The organism is Pseudomonas sp. MF6776 (genome assembly GCF_016613125.1).
Taxonomy (GTDB): Bacteria; Pseudomonadota; Gammaproteobacteria; order Pseudomonadales; family Pseudomonadaceae; genus Aquipseudomonas; species Aquipseudomonas iridis.
Genome location: NZ_JAENSQ010000004.1, coordinates 196,199 through 213,803, shown reverse-complemented (window position 1 = coordinate 213,803; position 17,605 = coordinate 196,199). Strand labels below are relative to the sequence as shown.

Below are 17,605 nucleotides of genomic sequence, written 5' to 3'. Positions count from 1 at the left end.
GGGGCGCTGAGCAATAAACACCTTTTCACTGAGAAAGGGTGTTTTGCTCACCGGTTACAAATTACCCGCCTTCTTTAATGCCAGATACCGTGTCACCAAGCCAACCCCTAGCTCAAAGGGGCGCGAATCCAAAAACTGGATTTCATGAGCACTCAATCGCTCATGCAGTTCTGCCCGTTCGTTCAAATAGCTCACGGTGCCGCAATAGGCTAATGCTTCGGGCAGTGTTTGCACTGGCGACTTACGCAATATGTCGAGTGTGTCCTCGCGCAGGCTCGCCACCAGCACTCGGTGTTGCTGGCTCAGACGCTTGACTGCATTTAGCAGTTCCTCATCGTCCTCATCGCGCAAATTGGTGACCAGCACCACCAGTGCCCGGCGTTTTTGTCGGGTCAGGAGTTGGTTGATGGCGGCTTGGTAATCGGCGGGACGTTGCGTGCTGTCGAGGTCATAGACGCTATTGAGCAGTACGTTGAGTTGGCCATTGCCTTTCACCGGCGCAACGTAGCGCGGTTGATCACTGGCAAAGGTGCTCAAGCCCACGGCATCGCCCTGGCGCAGGGCCACGTAACTGAGCAGCAGGCAGGCATTGAGCGCGTGATCGAAGTGCGACAGTTCATCGTCCTGACTGCGCATGCGTCGGCCACAGTCGAGCATGAAGATGATCTGCTGGTCGCGTTCGTCCTGATATTCGCGGGCAATCGGTGTGCGTTGGCGGGCGGTGGCTTTCCAGTCGATCTGACGCAGACTGTCGCCCTCACGAAATTCACGCAGCTGGTGAAACTCCAGCCCTTGGCCGCGACGTTGCCGTTGGCGCACGCCGAGCTGGCTGAGCCAGTTGTCTACCGCCAGTAATTGGCCGCCGTAGAGTCGCGCGAAATCCGGATAAACCCGGGTGTTGTCGATAACGCTGAGCAGGCGTTTGCCCGACCATAACCCCAGTGGACTCGGCAGGCTGGTTTCGCACTGTTCGAAGCTGAAATGCCCGCGCTTGAGAGGGCGCAGACGATAGCTGATCTGGCTGTGCCGACCCGGTTGCAGCGCAACATTCAACGGCAGGTTTTCGAAACTCAGGCCATCGGGGACATGGTCGAAAATCTGGATGTTCAATGGCTCGGCAAAATCGTGTTCAACCTTGAGCTGCACCTCACCCCAGCGTCCTAATGCGAGGCTGCCGGGCATCTGTCGCTTGATCCGCACGGTGGGCAAACGCTTGAGGCGCACCGCGTCGAGTGTCGCCAACGCCAACAGTGCCAGCAGCAGTCCCCAGTTGATCGAAAGCAGACTGGCCGGGAGCTCGATTTGCAGTGCCTGCAAAGTGCCGAGCACGATGGCGATGGCCAGCAGCACGGCGACCCAGCTCAATAACAGTTTCGAGGGTTTCACAGACGCGGCGCCGGGACTTGGTCGAGCAGTTGCTGCAGCACCTGATCGACTTGCAGGCCTTCGATGTCCAGCTCCGGGGCAATGCGCACACGATGGCGCAACACCGCCAGCGCGCAGCCCTTGATGTCATCCGGAATCACGAATTCACCGCCGCGTAACAAGGCTCTGGCGCGGGCGCACCGCACCAGCGCAATCGTGGCGCGTGGCCCGGCGCCGAGGCTCAGGCCTGGCCAGGTGCGGGTGCTGCGCGCCAGGCGAACGGCGTAATCGAGCACCTGATCATCCAGCGGCAAATCGCTGGCGATGCGTTGCAGGGCTTGCACGTCCTTTGCTTGCAGCACGGTGCGCAACGGCTGCACATCAAGCATGTCGGCGCGGGTCGAGCGACTGACCTGACGCACCATGTTCAGTTCCTGTTCCGCGTCCGGGTAGTCCATGCGCACCTTGAGCATGAAGCGGTCGAGTTCGGCTTCGGGCAGTGGGTAGGTGCCTTCCTGTTCGATCGGGTTCTGCGTCGCCAGTACCATGAATGGCTGAGCGATCGGCAGGGCGCGTCCCTCCAGCGTGACCTGGCGCTCCTGCATCGCTTCGAGCAGCGCCGCCTGGGTTTTCGCCGGGGCGCGATTGATCTCGTCGGCCAGCAGCAGATTGGTGAACAACGGGCCTTTGCGCAGCTTGAATTGCTCGGTTTGCAGGTCATACACGGCATGGCCGGTGACGTCGCTGGGCATCAGGTCGGGAGTGAATTGAATGCGTGCGAATTCGCCGCCAAAGCAACGCGCCAACGCCCGCACCAGCAAGGTCTTGCCCAATCCGGGAACGCCTTCGAGCAGCACATGGCCGCCAGCGATCAACGCCGTCAGGACGTCATCAATCACCGGATCCTGGCCGATGACCGCTTTGCGCAATTCGCTGCGCACCGCTTGCGCCAGTTGACTGGCGCGCTGGCGTTGCTGGGCGGCGTGGCTGGCGCTGCCGGGCTCGATCTGTTCAGTCATAGCGTGTTCCTCAAGGTTTGCAGGTGGGCGACCTGGCGGCAGAAATCGGCGCTGGACATCCGCCGGTTCGGCACCGGGCTCAAGGCCTGGCTGATGGCGCGGGTGGGTTGTCGGGTCAGACGCGACAACGCCAGCCATTGTTCGGCAACATTCAATTGATCAAAACCAGGATGGCGGCGGCGGGCACGGCGCAACACGTCTTGTTGCAGTGCCTGCAACAGCGCTTGCTGACCGTTGTGCCGAAGCATGAAATCGGCACTGGCGCGCAAGTGTTCCTGCAACTGCCGGCGGCCATTTGCGGCTGGCGCCTGAAGTGGGCCATGGCGCACGCCGGCCTGCCAGAGCCACAAACCGATCAGCGCAAGCAGGGCGACGATGGCTTGCGGAAAATAGCGCCAGAGCAGCGTCAGCAAGCCATCGTGTTCGGTGTTGTAGATCAGCGTGACATCGGTGTCGGCGCTCAGATACCAGAGCAGCCAGGCGTTGTCGTACTGGGCGATCGCCGTGGTTTTCCACAACTCGGCATCAGTGACCACTGTGATCGAACCGAGGCTGTAGGCCAGTTGCATCATGTGTGTGGCCTTGGCGCTGTTGGCCCAGGCTTGCGCAAGATTCTTCGGGTCGTCGAGGTGGAAGTCTGTGTCGAACCCGGCGTAGGCCGGGGCGTCTTCGTCCTCCAGATACAACTTGGTCAATTTCGGGTACGGATCCGTCTCCTGATCGGCGGGCGAATCCTTCAGATCCTTGCTCAGGGATTGATGCAGTTGCACCCGATCAAGCAACAGGTCGTTGCTCTGTTTTGACTGTTCATCCCACAACGATTCGGCGACGAACACCAGCCGCCCGCCAGCCCGCGTCCAGTTCAATACCTGATCGACCTGACGCGGGGTCATCCGCGAGCGGTCGTTGAACAGCAGCAGGGTGTGCCCGTGCGGTTCGATATCCGGCAGCACAGCCAGGCTTTCGGCATGGCTGACGTTGATGCCGCGCTCACGCAAGAACATTTCCGCCGCCAGATAAGGATTGGCCTGTGCGGCGGGCGATGGGCCGTGATCGATCTGTTCCTGATAAGGCTTGGCCACAAGGTAGAGAAAAATGCCCAGCACACTCAGCAGCGCGACGAGCAATGCGCCGCCCCACCACAGCGTGTGCCGATTCAACGGGACGCTCCATGGCCGAATAACGCGCGCCAGCCATCGCACAATTCCTGTTGCAGGTGCACCGCCGGTACGCGATGCCCGTAGGCCATGTTCTGCCAATGGGTGGTCAGGGTGCGGCTGAATGCGAGCAGCTCCGGACGCTGGAGTTGTTCGACTCGCGCCAGCACCTGATTTTCGGTGTCGGCAGCTTTCAGGGTCAGATCGAAATCGTGGAGCAAGTGACTGAGCAGGCCACGATAGAGCAGGCTCAGGGCCGCGCGTGGCTGACTCTGCCAGAGTTGTTCGGCGTGGGCGGCGATATCGTCGGGCAAGGTGTCGCGGTTCAGATCCAGGCCGAAGGCTTGCTGCGGCACGGGCCTTTTTGCCCGGGCGGGCAGGGCCGGACGGCGGCTGACAAACGCTTGCAGAAATTCGCGGTAACGCCAGATCAGCCAGCCTAGCGCAGCGATCAATGTGCCCCACAGCAATACTTCGATGATCGTGGCCAAGGCGTTGAAGTGTTGGCCATCCAGCCAGCCCAGCAGGGTTTTGAGCCACTGCGGGGCTTCACCGGGTGGTTCTTCTTTGGCGGTGTTTGCCGGGTCATCGCCAAAGCGGTAACGGGTGACGGATTCCGGGTTCTTGAAGGGTGGTTGTTCGAGCAGTGCCTTGATGCTGTCGCGTGATGCCTGACTGGTCAGTGGCTGATTCAACAGACGCGGAGCGTCCGGCGCATCAACAGGCTCGGCAGCCCAGACCGGTTGCACAGGTGGCAGCAACAGACACACCGCCAGCAGCACGCCGAGCACGCTGCTGCTCAGCCGTTGGCGCAAGCGTCGGAACACCAGTTCAATGTCCCACGCTTCCAGTTGCGTGCGCCGGTTCAGATAGAGGCTGAACCCGCAAGCCACGTAGATCGGCTCCCACACCACCAACACCAGCGCATAGAAGACATTGGTCAGGTGCTCCAGCCAGCGCCATTCGTGATCCGCCGCGAGAATCAACGACTGCCAGTCCCAATCGGTTTCAATCTGCTGCGGCAACAGCAGGTAGAACAGCACCAACAGGCCGATCCACAGCGCCGTTTCCAGATGCACGCCGATGATGGTCAGCCACTGCGCGGCGCCGGCGTTGCGTTGCAGCAGCACCTGTAGACGTTGTTGCCGTTCACTGCCGTCCAGGCCTTCGAGTTGCACCACGGGCATCAGGAAACTGCGGCTGAAACTCAGCCGTCGCCACGTCAGGCTGGCCAGCAATTGTGGCTTGAGCAGGCGCGGCCACTCGCGCAGGGCTTGCTTGAGCGTCGGGGTTTCGCCGAACAGGGCTTTGGACAGAATGTACAGCGGCAGGCGTTCGTAGGCCGGCTTCAGCCACCAGAAGATAAACACAGCCAGGGATGGCGAGTCCCACAACAATACGCTGAGCAAGGCGAACAGCGGCAGGGTGACGATTGCCCAACTGGTCATTAACAGGCGCCGGTGTTGCTGGCTCATGAGCACGCCCAGGTCCATGGCTTCCCATGTTGCGCGCGGGCGGATCACCACGGTGGCATCACTCAGGCGCATGACGGGTCCTTCCGGCGAACAGCAAATAGCTCGCGACCAATATCCACAGACCGGCGCCGACAAGGTATTTGGTGAGCGGCGCGACGCTGGTTTTCGACGACCAGTACGCTTCGATGAACGCTGCGATCAGCAAGAACAGCATGACCCCACAGATCAGCAGCACGCTCTTGCGGGCGGCGCGTTTCAACGCTTCTGTGCGGGTCAGGCGCCCCGGTGCGATCAATGCCCAGCCAAGTTCGAGCCCCGCGGCGCCGGCCAGGGCGATGGCCGTCAGTTCGAAAGCGCCATGGGCGATGACGAATGACCAGAAGGTCTGGCCGAAACCGATTTCGCTCAGGTGCCCGGCCACGGCGCCGATGACCAGACCGTTGTAGAACAGGAAAAATGCGCTGCCCACGCCCATCAGCAAACCGCTGGCGAACGTCTGAAAGGCAATGCCGATGTTGTGCATCACGTAGTAACCGAACATCATCCAGTCTTCACTGGCAGCCCGCTCGGCCGGGCGCCCGAGGTGGCCGGCCACCGGGTCGTACATGCTTTGCATTTCACGCACTTGATCGGCGGGGATGAGGTTGTAAACCAACTCGGGGAACATGTAGACCAGCACCGCGACACCGATAAGGCTGCCAAAAAACAGCAGGCCGGCGACCAGCACGAAGGGCCATTCGCTGCGCACCAGCCGGGGGAAACCGGCGAGGACGAAGCCGATCAGGTTGGCGCCCAGTCGACTGCGATGCCGATACAGCTGTTGATGGCCGCGTAACACCTGTTGTTGCAGAGAGTCGATGAGAAAACTGCTGTAGCCGCGTTCCTGCGCCAGCGCCAGGTGTTGGCAAAGGCGTCGATAGGCCTTGGGGAAACCCGCCACTTGCGAGGTTTCCTTGCCTCGTTCGAGGCGTTCAAGGGCCAGCGCAAAACGCTCCCATTCGGCCTTGTGGCGACTTTCGAAAAGACTTTGCTTCATGTGGGGCCCAACAAACCGCGAGCGATCCCGTTGAGTTCGGCGACGGCTTTGGGGGCGGAAATATGCAGCGGCTGGGCCAGCAAACCGGCCAGCTCATTGACCCGTGCGGGTGACAGTTCACCTTGGCGTTCCGCAAACCCGAGCACAGCACGTTGCTCGCTCAGGGTGAGCGGCACGGGCGCACGGCGGGGTTCGGCGTCGGGTAATTGCGGGCGGGTCAGCGGGCGTTCGCTGTACACCACCAGCGTACCGGCGGCGATATCGCCCAGACGTTTGAAGGTTGGGTGTTGCAGGCAACTGATGGCGCCGAGAAAGTAGCCGAACGGCAGCAGGTCGACAAAACGCAGCAGGTTGCGCAGCAAGGAGGCCGACCAGCCGATGGGGGTGCCGTCGTCGTGCACCACCCGCAATCCCATCCATTGTTTACCCGGCGAGCGCCCCTGACGCAGCACTTCGAACAGCACCATGTACCACCAGCTGATCGCAAACAACAGCAGAGAGCCAAGGCCCATGCCGAGTCTGCCGAGCAACGCCAGCACAATAAACAGCACGCCCATGATCAAGCCACGAATCCCCAGATCAATCGCGAAAGCGATGGCCCGCACCATCAACCCGGCAGGACGCAACGGCAAGTCGATACCCTCCGGCGTTTCGACCTGATGCCGCGTATCCAGCGGTGCTTTCCTTGGCGGTGCTGTGGGTTCGAGCATGGGCTACCTGATGTTCGCCTGTTCGGGATGCAAGTGGGGTCGATGCTAGCAGCCTCTCGGGGGAAAACGACATAACTATGTATTGCACATCGTGTGTCGCCCGGTGGTTGAATGACGCGAGGCTGGCCGCGACCGCGGTTGAGCGCCTAGACTTCGCCGATCTTCAGTTCAGGAACCGCCCGTGACTTCCATCTTCTGGTACGACTACGAAACCACCGGCATCAATCCCCGTTGCGACCGGCCGCTGCAGGTTGCCGGGATTCGCACCGACCATGAGCTCAACGAAATCGACGAGCCGGTCAATCTCTACTGCCAGCCCAGCGAAGACATCCTGCCGCACCCGGCCGCGTGCGCGATCACTGGCATTACCCCGAGCCAGCTCGCCGAAAAGGGTTTGAGCGAAGCCGATTTCATGACCCGGGTACACGCGCAATTGGCCGCCCCCGGCACGTGTGGCGCGGGTTACAACACCTTGCGTTTCGATGACGAGATGACGCGCTACAGTTTGTATCGCAATTTCTTCGACCCGTACGCGCGCGAATGGCAGGGCGGCAACAGTCGCTGGGACTTGATCGACGTGGTGCGTGCCGCGTATGCCTTGCGTCCGGACGGGCTGGTCTGGCCGACCGATGACGAGGGGCGGGTGACCCTCAAGCTCGAGCGCCTGACGGCCGCCAACAACATTGATCACGGGCATGCCCACGAAGCCTTGTCGGACGTGCGTGCGACCATCGCGCTGGCGCGGTTGATCCGTGAAAAGCAGCCAAAGCTGTACGACTGGCTGTTCCAGTTGCGCAGCAAGCAAAAAGTCATGGATCAGATTCGCCTGTTACAGCCGATGGTGCATATCAGCGGACGCTTCTCCGCGGCGCGCAGTTATGTCGGCGTTGTACTGCCGCTGGCCTGGCACCCGAAAAACCGCAACGCCTTGATCGTCTGCGACTTGCACCTCGATCCGCAGGGCTTGCTCGATCTGGATGCGCAAACCCTGCGCCAGCGTTTGTACACCCGCCGTGACGATTTGCTGGAAGGCGAGTTGCCGGTGCCGCTCAAGTTGATTCATATAAACCGATGCCCGGTGGTGGCACCGCTGACGGTATTGCGTGCGCAGGATCAGCAACGGCTGGGCCTGGACATGGCGCTTTATCAGGAACGAACGCTGCGACTAACTGACGCACAACAAGTTTGGAAAGATAAAGTTGCGGCGATTTATGCCAGTGAAGATTTCACCCCGAGCGAGGATCCGGAACAACAGTTGTACGACGGATTTATCGGTGACCGCGACCGGCGTCTATGTGAGCAAGTCAGAGCGGCCGATCCTGCTCAATTGGCGCAAGAGCAATGGCCTTTCGATGATGAACGGTTGCCTGAATTACTCTTTCGATATCGAGCACGCAACTTTCCAGAGACGTTGAATTCTGAAGAGCAGGAACGCTGGCAAATATTTTCGCGGCAGCGTTTGTCCGAGCCTGAATGGGGTGCACCCAATACCTTGAAATCTTTTACGGAGGCCGCAGAGCAATGGTTGCTAAGTGCGACACCGATGCAGAAAGAGGTGCTCAATGAATGGCAGAATTATGTCCAGGCATTACGCAAACGTTTGAATCTTTGAAATCGAACATCGCCGGGAGCAAATTCCAGGCATAAAAAAACGCCAGCATTCGCTGGCGTTTCTTTTTTCGCGGATCGCTCTGCGAAGGCGTTGCGGCTTAGCCCAGCAGGGTAGCCCAGCCTTCAACCACGTCACCGCCCCACTTGGCTTTCCACTCTTTCAGAGTTTTGTGGTTGCCACCTTTGGTTTCGATGACTTCGCCGTTGTGCGGGTTTTTGTATTGTTTAACTTTGCGAGCACGCTTGGTGCCGGTAGTTTTTACTGCGCCGCCGCGTGGTGCTTTGGTTTTCGATTCCGGATCCAGCAGCGCGATGATGTCACGCAGGGATTTGGAGTATTCGCCCATCAGGGTGCGCAGTTTGCCTTCGAATTCCAGCTCGGTTTGCAGTTTGTCGTCTTGCGACAGGTTCTTCAAACGGGCTTGCAGCTCTTTGATTGCTTCTTCGGTGGCGCGATATTCGTTGATCAAGGACATGATTACTACCTTAGTAGAGTGCTGAATTGCAGGGGACAGTGGCGCAATAATAGTCAGGCTGTTTCATCAAGTAAACATTTAACCGGGTTTTTTATTTAAATGAGTTACAAGAATTAGCGGCAAATTGAATGTCCAGTTAAATAGTGTGATGCAGTCATCACAGATATTCACAGTGAACGGCACAAGAGGGGCCATTGGTGGGTGGGCAAAGTTGACGGTGGTCCCGTGAAAAAAACGCCATGCTGCGGGGCCGGTCGCGCGTGCGCGTTCATCAATACTGCAGTTTTCCTGCGCAGTCGCTAGAATGGCGGCCTTTGCGAAGTTCTGGAGTTACCCCCTCATGCGCACTTTTCGGCTGGTGATTTCTTGCCCGGACCGCGTTGGCATCGTTGCCAAAGTCAGTAATTTTCTGGCATCCCACAACGGCTGGATCACCGAAGCGAGCCACCACTCCGACAATCAGGTTGGCTGGTTCTTCATGCGTCACGAGATTCGTGCCGATTCGCTGCCGTTCGGTATTGAAGTATTGCGCGAGAAGTTTGCGCCAATCGCCGAAGAGTTCTCGATGGACTGGCGCATCACCGATACCGAGCAGAAAAAACGCGTGGTGTTGATGGCCAGCCGCGAATCCCACTGCCTGGCTGACCTGCTGCACCGCTGGCACAGCGATGAGCTGGATTGCGAAATATCCTGCGTGATTTCCAATCACGACGACCTGCGAAGCATGGTCGAGTGGCATGGCATTCCTTATTACCATGTTCCGGTCAATCCGCAGGACAAGGAACCGGCCTTCGCCGAAGTGTCGCGTCTGGTCAAACAGCACGACGCCGAAGTTGTAGTGCTGGCGCGCTACATGCAAATCCTGCCGCCGGCGCTGTGCCGCGAATATGCGCACCAGGTCATCAATATTCACCACAGCTTCCTGCCGTCGTTCGTCGGCGCCAAGCCTTATCATCAGGCGTCGCTGCGTGGCGTGAAGCTGATCGGCGCGACCTGCCATTACGTGACTGAAGAGCTGGACGCGGGGCCGATCATCGAGCAGGACGTTGTGCGCGTCAGCCACAGCGACAGCATCGAAGACATGGTGCGTTTCGGTCGTGACGTCGAGAAGATGGTTCTGGCGCGCGGTCTGCGTTATCACCTCGAAGATCGAGTGCTGGTGCACGGCAACAAGACTGTGGTGTTCTGATCGAACTCACGCATGCTTGAAAAAGGAAGGGCCTGGGCGTTCAATCGTCCAGGCCCTTTTTTGTATAAATCCCTTTGCCGTTTTTTGATCCGAGGAAAAGCCATGAGCGATCCACTGGACAAAGCCACTTCCAAAGCACCCGCTACGTTGGGCGAGGGTTGTTTGAGTCGCTATGACTCGGATGACATGAGCCCGGAGGATGGCACCGAGTTTCCCGGTGCGGCCGAGTTGTGGGAACAACTCATGGATGAACAGGATGAGGCTAAGAAGCCTGCCTGACTTTCATCAGTTTCCTCAGCAACGGTCGCCCAAGCATCAGCAGAAACACCGGCCCACCCACCACCAGATAGAAGTAAAACGTCACCACCCGCCAGATCAGAATCGCCGCCGCTGCTGTCGATTTGCCGACCATGGGTGCCAGCAGCGCCGCCGAGGTCAACTCCGCAGCGCCCGCGCCACCGGGCAACAGACTGAACTGCCCGGCGCCCAGCGAAAGCATCTGCACCAGAAAACTCCAGGCCCACTGCAAATCCGCTCCCAGGCCGCGCAATGCCAGATACAGCACGCTGTAGCGCAGCAGCCAATGCACACAGGTCAGGGCGAAGACTTTGCTCAAGGTTTGCCATGGCAATTTCAGCGTATCGATAAATGCCGCGAGAAAATGCAGCAGCTTGCGTGCCCAGCGGCGCCGGGTGTTGGGTTGCACGTTCATGCGTGCCAGCACCCGGCCGCTGAGGCGGATCAGTCGGCGATGGTAGCGCGCCAGTAGTACGCAACTGCACAACCCGCCGAACAGCGACACGGCGCTGATAATCAGCAGCCACTCCATACGGTCGCTGAGGTGTTGAAACAGGGCGTAAATCAGAATTCCGCTCAGGGCGCAGAGAAAAAACAGCAGATCACTGAGTTGATCCATGGCAAACACCGCACTGCCACGGGCCGGCCGTACGCCGCAGCGGGCCAACAGCGCCATGATTGTCAGCGGTCCGCCGCTGCCGCCAGGTGTCGCGCAATAGGCGAACTCGGCCGCCATGACCACGCCAAGGCTTTTCAGCGGCGTGACGCGGTCGCGTTGATCGCCCAGCAACAACCGCAGGCGCAAGGTGTTGATGCCCCAGCACAGCAGAATCATGCCGAACATGATCAGCAGCCACTTCAGGGGAAAACTTTGCAGGCGCCCCCAGATTTCACTGCCGCCGAGCAGCAGCGGAATCAGCACCGCAGCGAGCAGTCCGATCAGCAACACAATGCCGCGGTTCATGCGGCGTGCTCCAGTTGATCGCGCTGTTGGGCCAGCCAGTTGATTTTGGTCATCGGTACTCGTCCATCCGTCAGCAACCGTTCGAGGGTATTGCGCCAATATTCGCGGGAGAACCCGTGGCGCATGTCCACCGGGTGCAATCCTAGCCGAATCACCGGCGCTTGGCGCCAGCGCTGTTCACGTTGCTCGCTGAGAATTTTTGACAGGCCACGACGCCAGGCGCTGCGGGCACTCCAGACCAGGCCCGGTGCGTCGATCGGGGTGAAATCCGGCAAACGATACAGATGCTGCGGATCACTGGTGTAGCGCAACGGCAACTCGCTCAGCGCCAGGCGTGTGCCTTCGCTCATCAACCAGGCCGGGGCGACGAAACCGTGCAGTGGCCAGTCGTAGCGCTGGAACATCTCAATGCCGGCGCGAAGACGGGCGAGAGCAGCCTCGTGGGACAATCGATAGAACTCGCCCTCATGGGTATAGACGCGGCGCATGAACCAGTCTCTTGGTGTGCGCGGTCGAGGCTCCTGGTCATCATGGAAAAAACCGTGAAGGGCCAATTCATCGCCACGGGCAACGCGCTCGCTCAGAAGTCGACGAAAGTCCGGGTGCGCATCAAGATTGTCGTGGCGATGAAAGTCCGGCACCACCAGCCAGGTCATCGGCACGTTGCCCAGTGCGTCGACCGCCTCGACAAACGGTTGGTAATCCGCCCAGGTCGATGGCGCCACATCGTGCAACACCAGCAGCACAGCGGGTCGGTTCATGAGATCAGCCATTCGCCACCCGAGGCATCGCGTGGCCGAGGACTGCGTGGTAGTGACTCAGCAGGCTATCGACGACCGTGTCCCAGGCGTAATGGTGTTCGACATGTTGGCGCGCCTGAGCACCGAGTTTGCTAACGCCGCGACTGAACAATTCGCGCACGGCATTGGCCATCGCCTGCGGGTTATTCGGTGCGCAGAGCAGGCCGCAGGAATCGGGGACGATTTCTTCAAACGCCCCGGCCGCCACCGCCACGACCGGAATGCCGCAAGCCATCGCCTCAAGGATCACCAGACCGAAAGTTTCCTGATCACCGGCGTGCAGCAACGCATCGGCACTGGCCATCAGTCGTGCAACGGTTGGTGCCGTGCAGAATTCATTGATGACACTGACGTTATCCGGCACCACAGCGGGCATCGACGAACCGACCAATAACAAGTGATAGCGCGGGCCGAGGCGTTGCATGCATTTGAGCAGCACTGGCAGGTTTTTCTCTTTCGAACCACGCCCGGCGAAGATCAGCAGGCGTGTGTCTTCCTCGATCCCCAGTTCGGCCCGCAGGCCTGAGTCACGGGCGGCAGGGTTGAAGGTTTGCAGATCGACACCCAGCGGTTGCACAAAGACGTTGCGCACTCCGAGGCCGATGAGTTTGTCAGCCATGACCTGACTGGGCGCGAGAACCCGGTCAAAGTTGCCGTAAAGCTTGGTGACGTAAGCCTCGATGTTCGGCGTGACCCAATGGCCCATGCGGTTACTGACCAATAGCGGCAGGTCGGAATGATAAAAGCCGATTACCGGCACATCCAGTTGTCGCCGTGCATCCAGAGCGGCCCACGCCGTGAGGTACGGATCGCCGACTTCGATCAGATCCGGCTGCAAATCCTGCAGGACATTTCGCCAAGGGGCCAGGCGTACCGGAAAGCGATAACCCTTGCCGAAGGGCAGGGCGGGGGCGGGAACCGTGTACACACCATCGTGTTCGCCGAATTTTGCGCCGGGAATCAGCAAGCTATGGCGAATCCCTGATTTGATGCCCAGCCGACGGTGCTTGGCATCCAGATAAGTGCGTACGCCGCCGCTGGCCGGGGCGTAGAACATGGTGATGTCGGCAATGTGCACGGTGATCATCCCTCCGCTGTTGTTCTCCCTTGGTTGACCTTTATGAAGAATAGATGTTCTGTCGGGATTTTTGCGTTGGAACGAAGAGTCCCCTCTCCCGGGGGGAGAGGGGACTGATCGGGGTGTTTGGGGTTGCTGTTTCGACCTGAGCTTCTGAGCCGAACTCAGATTTGAAAAGCTTGAAGATCGGCTCCCTTTCCCCTCGCCCCCTCTGGGGGAGAGGGTTGGGGGAGGGGGTAAGCTCTTGATCTTAAATGCGGAAACTCCCCACCAATTGCGTCAACCGCGAAGCCTGCTGCTCCAGATCCGAACACGCGCGCAGCGTCGCGTGCAGGTTCTCCACGCCTTCCTGGTTCAGCGTGTTGATCTCGGTGATGTCGACGTTGATCGACTCAACCACCGCCGTCTGCTCCTCGGTCGCGGTCGCCACCGACTGGTTCATCCCGTCGATCTCGCCAATCCGCTGAGTCACGCTGTTCAGACGCTCACCGGCAAGGTTGGCGATCTCGACGCTGTCCTGGCTGTGACGCTGGCTCTCACTCATGGTGCTCACCGATTCCCGCGCGCCGACTTGCAGCTCTTCGATCATGGTCTGCACTTGCTGCGCTGATTCCTGCGTGCGATGCGCCAGGTTACGCACTTCGTCCGCCACCACGGCAAAACCACGACCGGCCTCACCGGCACGCGCCGCCTCAATGGCCGCGTTGAGCGCCAGCAGGTTGGTTTGCTGGGAAATGCTGGTGATCACTTCGAGAATCTGCCCGATGTTCACGGTTTTGCTGTTGAGCGACTCGATGTTGCTGCTCGACGCACTAAGCATGCTCGACAGTTGATTCATCGCCTTGATGCTGCGATCCACCACTTGCTGGCCGTCTTCGGCGAGGCCGCGGGCATCGCTGGCCTGATTCGAGGCCTGGGCGGCATTGCGGGCGATCTCCTGCGCGGCGGCGCCAAGCTGATTGATCGCGGCGGCGACACTGCTGGTGCGCGAAGCCTGCTGATCGGAGTTGTACATCGACGAATTAGACGCAGCGACTACGCGCAGGGCGACTTCGTTGACTTGGCCGGTGGCCGACGACACTTCGCGAATCGAGCCGTGGATCCGCTCGACGAAGCGGTTGAACGCCGTACCCAGCACACCAAATTCATCGTTATTGACGATGGTCAGGCGCTTGGTCAGGTCACCTTCGCCATCGGCGATGTCTTCCATGGCGCGGGTCATGACGTGCAAAGGCTGAATCAGGATGCGGATCAACATGCCGAGCAGGGCGAGGATGATGCCGACGGCGATGATGGTCGCAATGACGGCAGAGGTGCGGAATTCGCTGAGCATCGCGAAGGCCTGGTCCTTGTCCACCGACAGGCCGATGTACCAGTTCACCGACGGCAAGCCTTTGATCGGCGCGAAGGTAACGATGCGGGTTTTGCCATCGACGGTGACTTCACTGAAATCGCTGCTGATGCGCGGGGTGTCCTGTGGATACGCTTCCTTGAGTGATTTCATCACCAGGGCTTTGTCCGGGTGCACCAAAATCTTGCCGTCGGCGCTGACCAGGAACACATAACCCATGCCGTCAAAATCCCGGGCGGCGAGGGTGTCGACCAGTGATTGCAGGCTAAGGTCGCCGCCGACCACGCCGACGCTCTGGCCGGATTTTTTCGAGGCGGTGGCGACGGAGATGATCAACTGACCGGTGGCCGCGTCGATGTACGGTTCAGTCAAGGTCGAGGTGCTGCTGCTCTCGGCACCTTTATACCAAGGGCGAACCCGCGGATCGAAACCGTCGGGCATCTTCACGTCCGGGCGGATGGTGAAGTGGCCAGTGGCATCGCCCAGGTAGGTGGCCATAAACGTCGACGTCAGGGTTTTCTGTTCCAGCAGACTGGCGACATTGGCGGGTTCGGGGTTGATGGCGATGTTCTGGGCGGCGTTCTCGACCAGCATAATGCGGCCGCTGAGCCAGGTCTGGATGCTGCCGGCAGTGACTTCGCCCATCTCGTTTAGATAGTTATCCAGATCTTCACGAATCGCGTTGCGCTGCAGCCAGTCGTTGTAAAGCGTAAACGAGGCAAAAGCGGCGATGACGATGAGGGCGGCGGCAAGCAAAATTTTATGGCTGAAGCGCAGATTTTTGTTCATGGCTTGGGGTTCCGCTAAGGTCTTAATGTCCTGGGCGTGCTTTTATAAAGACGCGCAATATGGGCAAAGGTGAATAAAAGCTGATATTTCCGTCTCTCCTTAGGGAAATGTCCTACCGACTTTTCAGTCAGGTCTACGCCTTTATCTATCGGCCATCGCGAATTAAAGATTAACCATTGGGTGACAAAATGCCTGACTCATCGCAACTCGTAATCGGCGCCGATCTCGCGGGGCAACCGATCGCACAGGCCCTGCGCCTGGCAAACCGTCACGGTCTCATCGCCGGCGCCACCGGTACCGGTAAAACCGTGACCTTGCAGCGCCTGGCAGAAGCCTTCAGCGACGCCGGCGTCGCTGTATTTGCTGCCGACATCAAGGGCGACCTGTGCGGCCTCGGTGCTGCCGGCAACCCTCAGGGCAAGGTCGCCGAACGCATCGCCGGCATGCCTTGGCTCAATCACCAGCCGCAGGCTTATCCGGTGACGTTGTGGGATATTCACGGCGAGTCCGGTCATCCATTGCGCACCACGTTGAGCGAAATGGGCCCGCTGTTGATCGGCAGTCTGTTGGAACTCACCGACAGTCAGCAGTCGGCGTTGTATGCCGCATTCAAGGTCGCGGATCGCGAAGGGCTGTTGCTGCTGGATCTGAAGGATCTGAAAGCGCTGCTCAACCACCTCAAGGACAACCCGCAGTTGTTGGGCGAAGATGCGGCGCTGATGACTACCGGTTCCAGTCAGGCGCTGTTGCGCCGCCTGGCAACCCTGGAACAGCAGGGCGCCGAAGCCTTGTTCGGCGAGCCGGCGCTGCAGCTCGAAGACATCCTGCAACCGGCCGCCGATGGCCGTGGGCGCATTCATCTGCTGGATGCAAGTCGTCTGGTGCACGAGGCGCCGAAGGTGTATGCGACGTTCCTGTTGTGGCTGCTGGCCGAATTGTTCGAGCAGTTGCCGGAGCGCGGCGATGCCGACAAACCGCTGCTGGCGCTGTTTTTCGATGAGGCGCATTTGCTGTTCGGCGACACTCCCAAGGCGTTGCAGGAACGGCTGGAGCAAGTGGTACGGTTGATCCGTTCCAAAGGCGTGGGTGTGTATTTCGTTACTCAATCGCCAGCCGACTTGCCGGACGACGTGCTGGCGCAGTTGGGCCTGCGCGTTCAGCACGGCTTGCGCGCGTTCACCGCCAAAGAGCAGAAATCCCTGCGCGCGGTGGCGGACGGCTTCCGGCCCAATCCGGCATTCGACAGTCTGTCGGTGCTGACTGAACTGGGGATCGGCGAGGCGCTGGTCGGCACACTGACGGAAAAAGGCACGCCGGAAATGGTTCAGCGCGTGCTGGTGGCGCCACCGCAGTCGCGGATCGGGCCGCTGACGGAAACCGAGCGCACGGTGCTGATTGCCGGGTCACCGTTCAAAGGGCGCTATGACAAACCGATCGATCGCGAGTCGGCGTATGAAATCCTCATGGGGCGTAAAGGCCTGGCACCGGAGGCAGAGGCGCCGGTGGGCAAACCTGCGGCCGAGGAACCGAGCCTGGCTGATCGTGCCGGGGAATTTCTCGGCACGGCGGCGGGCCAGGCCTTGAAGTCAGCCATGCGCCAGGCAGCCAATAATCTGGGCAAACAACTGGTGCGCGGCCTGATGGGCTCGCTGCTCGGCGGCAGCAAGCGCCGCTAAAAAGCAAAGATCGTCCGATCGCGGCCCGAGCCTGCGGCAGCTCCTAGAGAGGAATGCATTTCCAACTGTAGGAGCTGCCGCAGGCTGCGATCTTTTGATCTTGCTTTCAGGTTTTGTCTTTTGCGTGTGCCGCCAACCGCTCCAGTGCCGCGCGCAACCCCGGGTCACTGATCCCGTCTGCCGTGGCCTGAATGGTTGCCGCCGCGTTCGTCGACAGATCCATCGTGTGCCCGGTCGCCCCGCGCTGAACCGTCGGCGGCTGCACCTTGAACAGAATCCGCGTCAGGCTGGCGAACTCATCGAACATCTGCAATTGCCGTTGCAGGCGTTTTTGCTGATAACGCAGGCGCGTGGCCCAGTGGCCATCGGTCACGATCAACAGCAGATTGCCTTCACGCCACGACGCTACATGGCAATGTTCGCGGGCAGCGGGTTGCAGTTGGCTTTCGAGCAGGCGTTGCAGATGACCCAGTCGATGGGCATGGCCGAGGATGGCTTTGAGCGGCTTGGCTTCGCGTAGCAAAACGGCGGGTGCTTTGGCCGTAAGAGGGCGAAATGCCATGATCGAACACCTGAAGTAACAGAAGCGCCATGGTAGCAGAAAGCACCGAA

16 protein-coding genes and 1 pseudogene are annotated in these 17,605 nt (G+C 59.9%); 4 read left to right on the top strand and 13 right to left on the bottom strand.

Annotated elements, in window-relative coordinates; genetic code table 11:
• Positions 1 to 54: 54 nt before the first annotated feature.
• Genes JJD74_RS06430 through JJD74_RS06405 form a run of 6 tightly spaced genes read right to left on the bottom strand, consistent with a single transcriptional unit; the run spans position 55 to position 6,762 of the window.
• Positions 55 to 1,386, bottom strand: coding sequence for a DUF58 domain-containing protein (locus JJD74_RS06430; protein ID WP_200612338.1), 1,332 nt, complete (start codon positions 1,384 to 1,386; stop codon positions 55 to 57).
• A complete protein-coding gene (locus JJD74_RS06425) occupies positions 1,383 to 2,384 on the bottom strand; it encodes an AAA family ATPase (protein WP_200612336.1) in 1,002 nt (333 codons plus the stop codon). The genes JJD74_RS06430 and JJD74_RS06425 overlap by 4 nt, the downstream gene beginning before the upstream one ends.
• Positions 2,381 to 3,544: a DUF4350 domain-containing protein gene (locus tag JJD74_RS06420; RefSeq protein WP_200612334.1), complete on the bottom strand. Its 1,164-nt coding sequence runs from the start codon at positions 3,542 to 3,544 to the stop codon at positions 2,381 to 2,383. The genes JJD74_RS06425 and JJD74_RS06420 overlap by 4 nt, the downstream gene beginning before the upstream one ends.
• Complete coding sequence (locus JJD74_RS06415) at positions 3,541 to 5,088, bottom strand: DUF4129 domain-containing protein (RefSeq protein WP_200612332.1); 1,548 nt, start codon at positions 5,086 to 5,088, stop codon at positions 3,541 to 3,543. The genes JJD74_RS06420 and JJD74_RS06415 overlap by 4 nt, the downstream gene beginning before the upstream one ends.
• Positions 5,075 to 6,052, bottom strand: a complete 978-nt coding sequence (locus tag JJD74_RS06410; RefSeq protein ID WP_200612330.1) for a stage II sporulation protein M — start codon at positions 6,050 to 6,052, stop codon at positions 5,075 to 5,077. Before JJD74_RS06410 ends, JJD74_RS06415 begins: the two co-directional genes overlap by 14 nt.
• Positions 6,049 to 6,762, bottom strand: coding sequence for an RDD family protein (locus tag JJD74_RS06405; RefSeq protein WP_047302791.1), 714 nt, complete (start codon positions 6,760 to 6,762; stop codon positions 6,049 to 6,051). Before JJD74_RS06405 ends, JJD74_RS06410 begins: the two co-directional genes overlap by 4 nt.
• A gap of 181 nt (positions 6,763 to 6,943) precedes the next feature.
• On the opposite strand from JJD74_RS06405, the gene sbcB reads away from it, so the two are divergent.
• Complete coding sequence (gene sbcB / locus JJD74_RS06400; RefSeq protein ID WP_200612328.1) at positions 6,944 to 8,374, top strand: exodeoxyribonuclease I; 1,431 nt, start codon at positions 6,944 to 6,946, stop codon at positions 8,372 to 8,374.
• A gap of 97 nt (positions 8,375 to 8,471) precedes the next feature.
• On the opposite strand, the gene mvaT is transcribed toward sbcB, so the two are convergent.
• Entirely contained in the window at positions 8,472 to 8,849 is a 378-nt protein-coding gene (gene mvaT / locus JJD74_RS06395; protein WP_007933316.1) for a histone-like nucleoid-structuring protein MvaT, read from the bottom strand.
• Positions 8,850 to 9,189: 340 nt separating this feature from the next.
• On the opposite strand from mvaT, the gene purU reads away from it, so the two are divergent.
• Together purU and JJD74_RS06385 are read left to right on the top strand one after the other, a co-directional pair.
• Positions 9,190 to 10,038, top strand: coding sequence for a formyltetrahydrofolate deformylase (gene purU / locus JJD74_RS06390; protein ID WP_042560661.1), 849 nt, complete (start codon positions 9,190 to 9,192; stop codon positions 10,036 to 10,038).
• Between the two features lie 102 nt (positions 10,039 to 10,140).
• Positions 10,141 to 10,317, top strand: a complete 177-nt coding sequence (locus JJD74_RS06385; protein ID WP_200612327.1) for a hypothetical protein — start codon at positions 10,141 to 10,143, stop codon at positions 10,315 to 10,317.
• Here the strand turns inward: JJD74_RS06385 and JJD74_RS06380 are convergent.
• The 5 genes and pseudogenes from JJD74_RS06380 to JJD74_RS31375 all read right to left on the bottom strand — a co-directional run.
• Entirely contained in the window at positions 10,301 to 11,299 is a 999-nt protein-coding gene (locus JJD74_RS06380; RefSeq protein WP_047302784.1) for a lysylphosphatidylglycerol synthase transmembrane domain-containing protein, read from the bottom strand. The genes JJD74_RS06385 and JJD74_RS06380 overlap by 17 nt on opposite strands.
• Positions 11,296 to 12,072 carry a DUF2334 domain-containing protein gene (locus JJD74_RS06375; protein WP_200612326.1) on the bottom strand — a complete coding sequence of 259 codons (777 nt, stop codon included), beginning with the start codon at positions 12,070 to 12,072 and terminating at the stop codon, positions 11,296 to 11,298. The genes JJD74_RS06380 and JJD74_RS06375 overlap by 4 nt, the downstream gene beginning before the upstream one ends.
• Entirely contained in the window at positions 12,065 to 13,186 is a 1,122-nt protein-coding gene (locus JJD74_RS06370; protein ID WP_200612324.1) for a glycosyltransferase family 4 protein, read from the bottom strand. The genes JJD74_RS06375 and JJD74_RS06370 overlap by 8 nt, the downstream gene beginning before the upstream one ends.
• Positions 13,187 to 13,427: 241 nt before the next feature.
• Positions 13,428 to 14,192 (bottom strand): methyl-accepting chemotaxis protein, encoded by a 765-nt coding sequence (locus JJD74_RS31380; protein ID WP_390896373.1) that lies wholly within the window; start codon positions 14,190 to 14,192, stop codon positions 13,428 to 13,430.
• Positions 14,193 to 14,285: 93 nt separating this feature from the next.
• Positions 14,286 to 15,317, bottom strand: a pseudogene (locus JJD74_RS31375) (HAMP domain-containing protein); the annotation flags it as partial.
• Between the two features lie 188 nt (positions 15,318 to 15,505).
• Between JJD74_RS31375 and JJD74_RS06360 the strand changes: the two are divergent.
• Positions 15,506 to 16,993, top strand: a complete 1,488-nt coding sequence (locus JJD74_RS06360; RefSeq protein ID WP_047303179.1) for a helicase HerA-like domain-containing protein — start codon at positions 15,506 to 15,508, stop codon at positions 16,991 to 16,993.
• Between the two features lie 106 nt (positions 16,994 to 17,099).
• Here the strand turns inward: JJD74_RS06360 and JJD74_RS06355 are convergent, their stop codons facing one another.
• Positions 17,100 to 17,555 (bottom strand): DUF721 domain-containing protein, encoded by a 456-nt coding sequence (locus JJD74_RS06355; RefSeq protein ID WP_042560657.1) that lies wholly within the window; start codon positions 17,553 to 17,555, stop codon positions 17,100 to 17,102.
• Positions 17,556 to 17,605: the final 50 nt, after the last annotated feature.

Coding starts and splice junctions, on each gene's coding strand:
- mvaT (WP_007933316.1), bottom strand. CDS start 8,849: ATGTCCTTGATCAACGAATATCGCGCCACCGAAGAAGCAATCAAAGAG.
- JJD74_RS06370 (WP_200612324.1), bottom strand. CDS start 13,186: ATGATCACCGTGCACATTGCCGACATCACCATGTTCTACGCCCCGGCC.
- JJD74_RS06360 (WP_047303179.1), top strand. CDS start 15,506: ATGCCTGACTCATCGCAACTCGTAATCGGCGCCGATCTCGCGGGGCAA.
- JJD74_RS06410 (WP_200612330.1), bottom strand. CDS start 6,052: ATGAAGCAAAGTCTTTTCGAAAGTCGCCACAAGGCCGAATGGGAGCGT.
- JJD74_RS06375 (WP_200612326.1), bottom strand. CDS start 12,072: ATGGCTGATCTCATGAACCGACCCGCTGTGCTGCTGGTGTTGCACGAT.
- JJD74_RS06425 (WP_200612336.1), bottom strand. CDS start 2,384: ATGACTGAACAGATCGAGCCCGGCAGCGCCAGCCACGCCGCCCAGCAA.
- JJD74_RS06355 (WP_042560657.1), bottom strand. CDS start 17,555: ATGGCATTTCGCCCTCTTACGGCCAAAGCACCCGCCGTTTTGCTACGC.
- purU (WP_042560661.1), top strand. CDS start 9,190: ATGCGCACTTTTCGGCTGGTGATTTCTTGCCCGGACCGCGTTGGCATC.
- JJD74_RS06380 (WP_047302784.1), bottom strand. CDS start 11,299: ATGAACCGCGGCATTGTGTTGCTGATCGGACTGCTCGCTGCGGTGCTG.
- JJD74_RS06385 (WP_200612327.1), top strand. CDS start 10,141: ATGAGCGATCCACTGGACAAAGCCACTTCCAAAGCACCCGCTACGTTG.
- JJD74_RS06415 (WP_200612332.1), bottom strand. CDS start 5,088: ATGCGCCTGAGTGATGCCACCGTGGTGATCCGCCCGCGCGCAACATGG.
- JJD74_RS06405 (WP_047302791.1), bottom strand. CDS start 6,762: ATGCTCGAACCCACAGCACCGCCAAGGAAAGCACCGCTGGATACGCGG.
- JJD74_RS31380 (WP_390896373.1), bottom strand. CDS start 14,192: ATGTACAACTCCGATCAGCAGGCTTCGCGCACCAGCAGTGTCGCCGCC.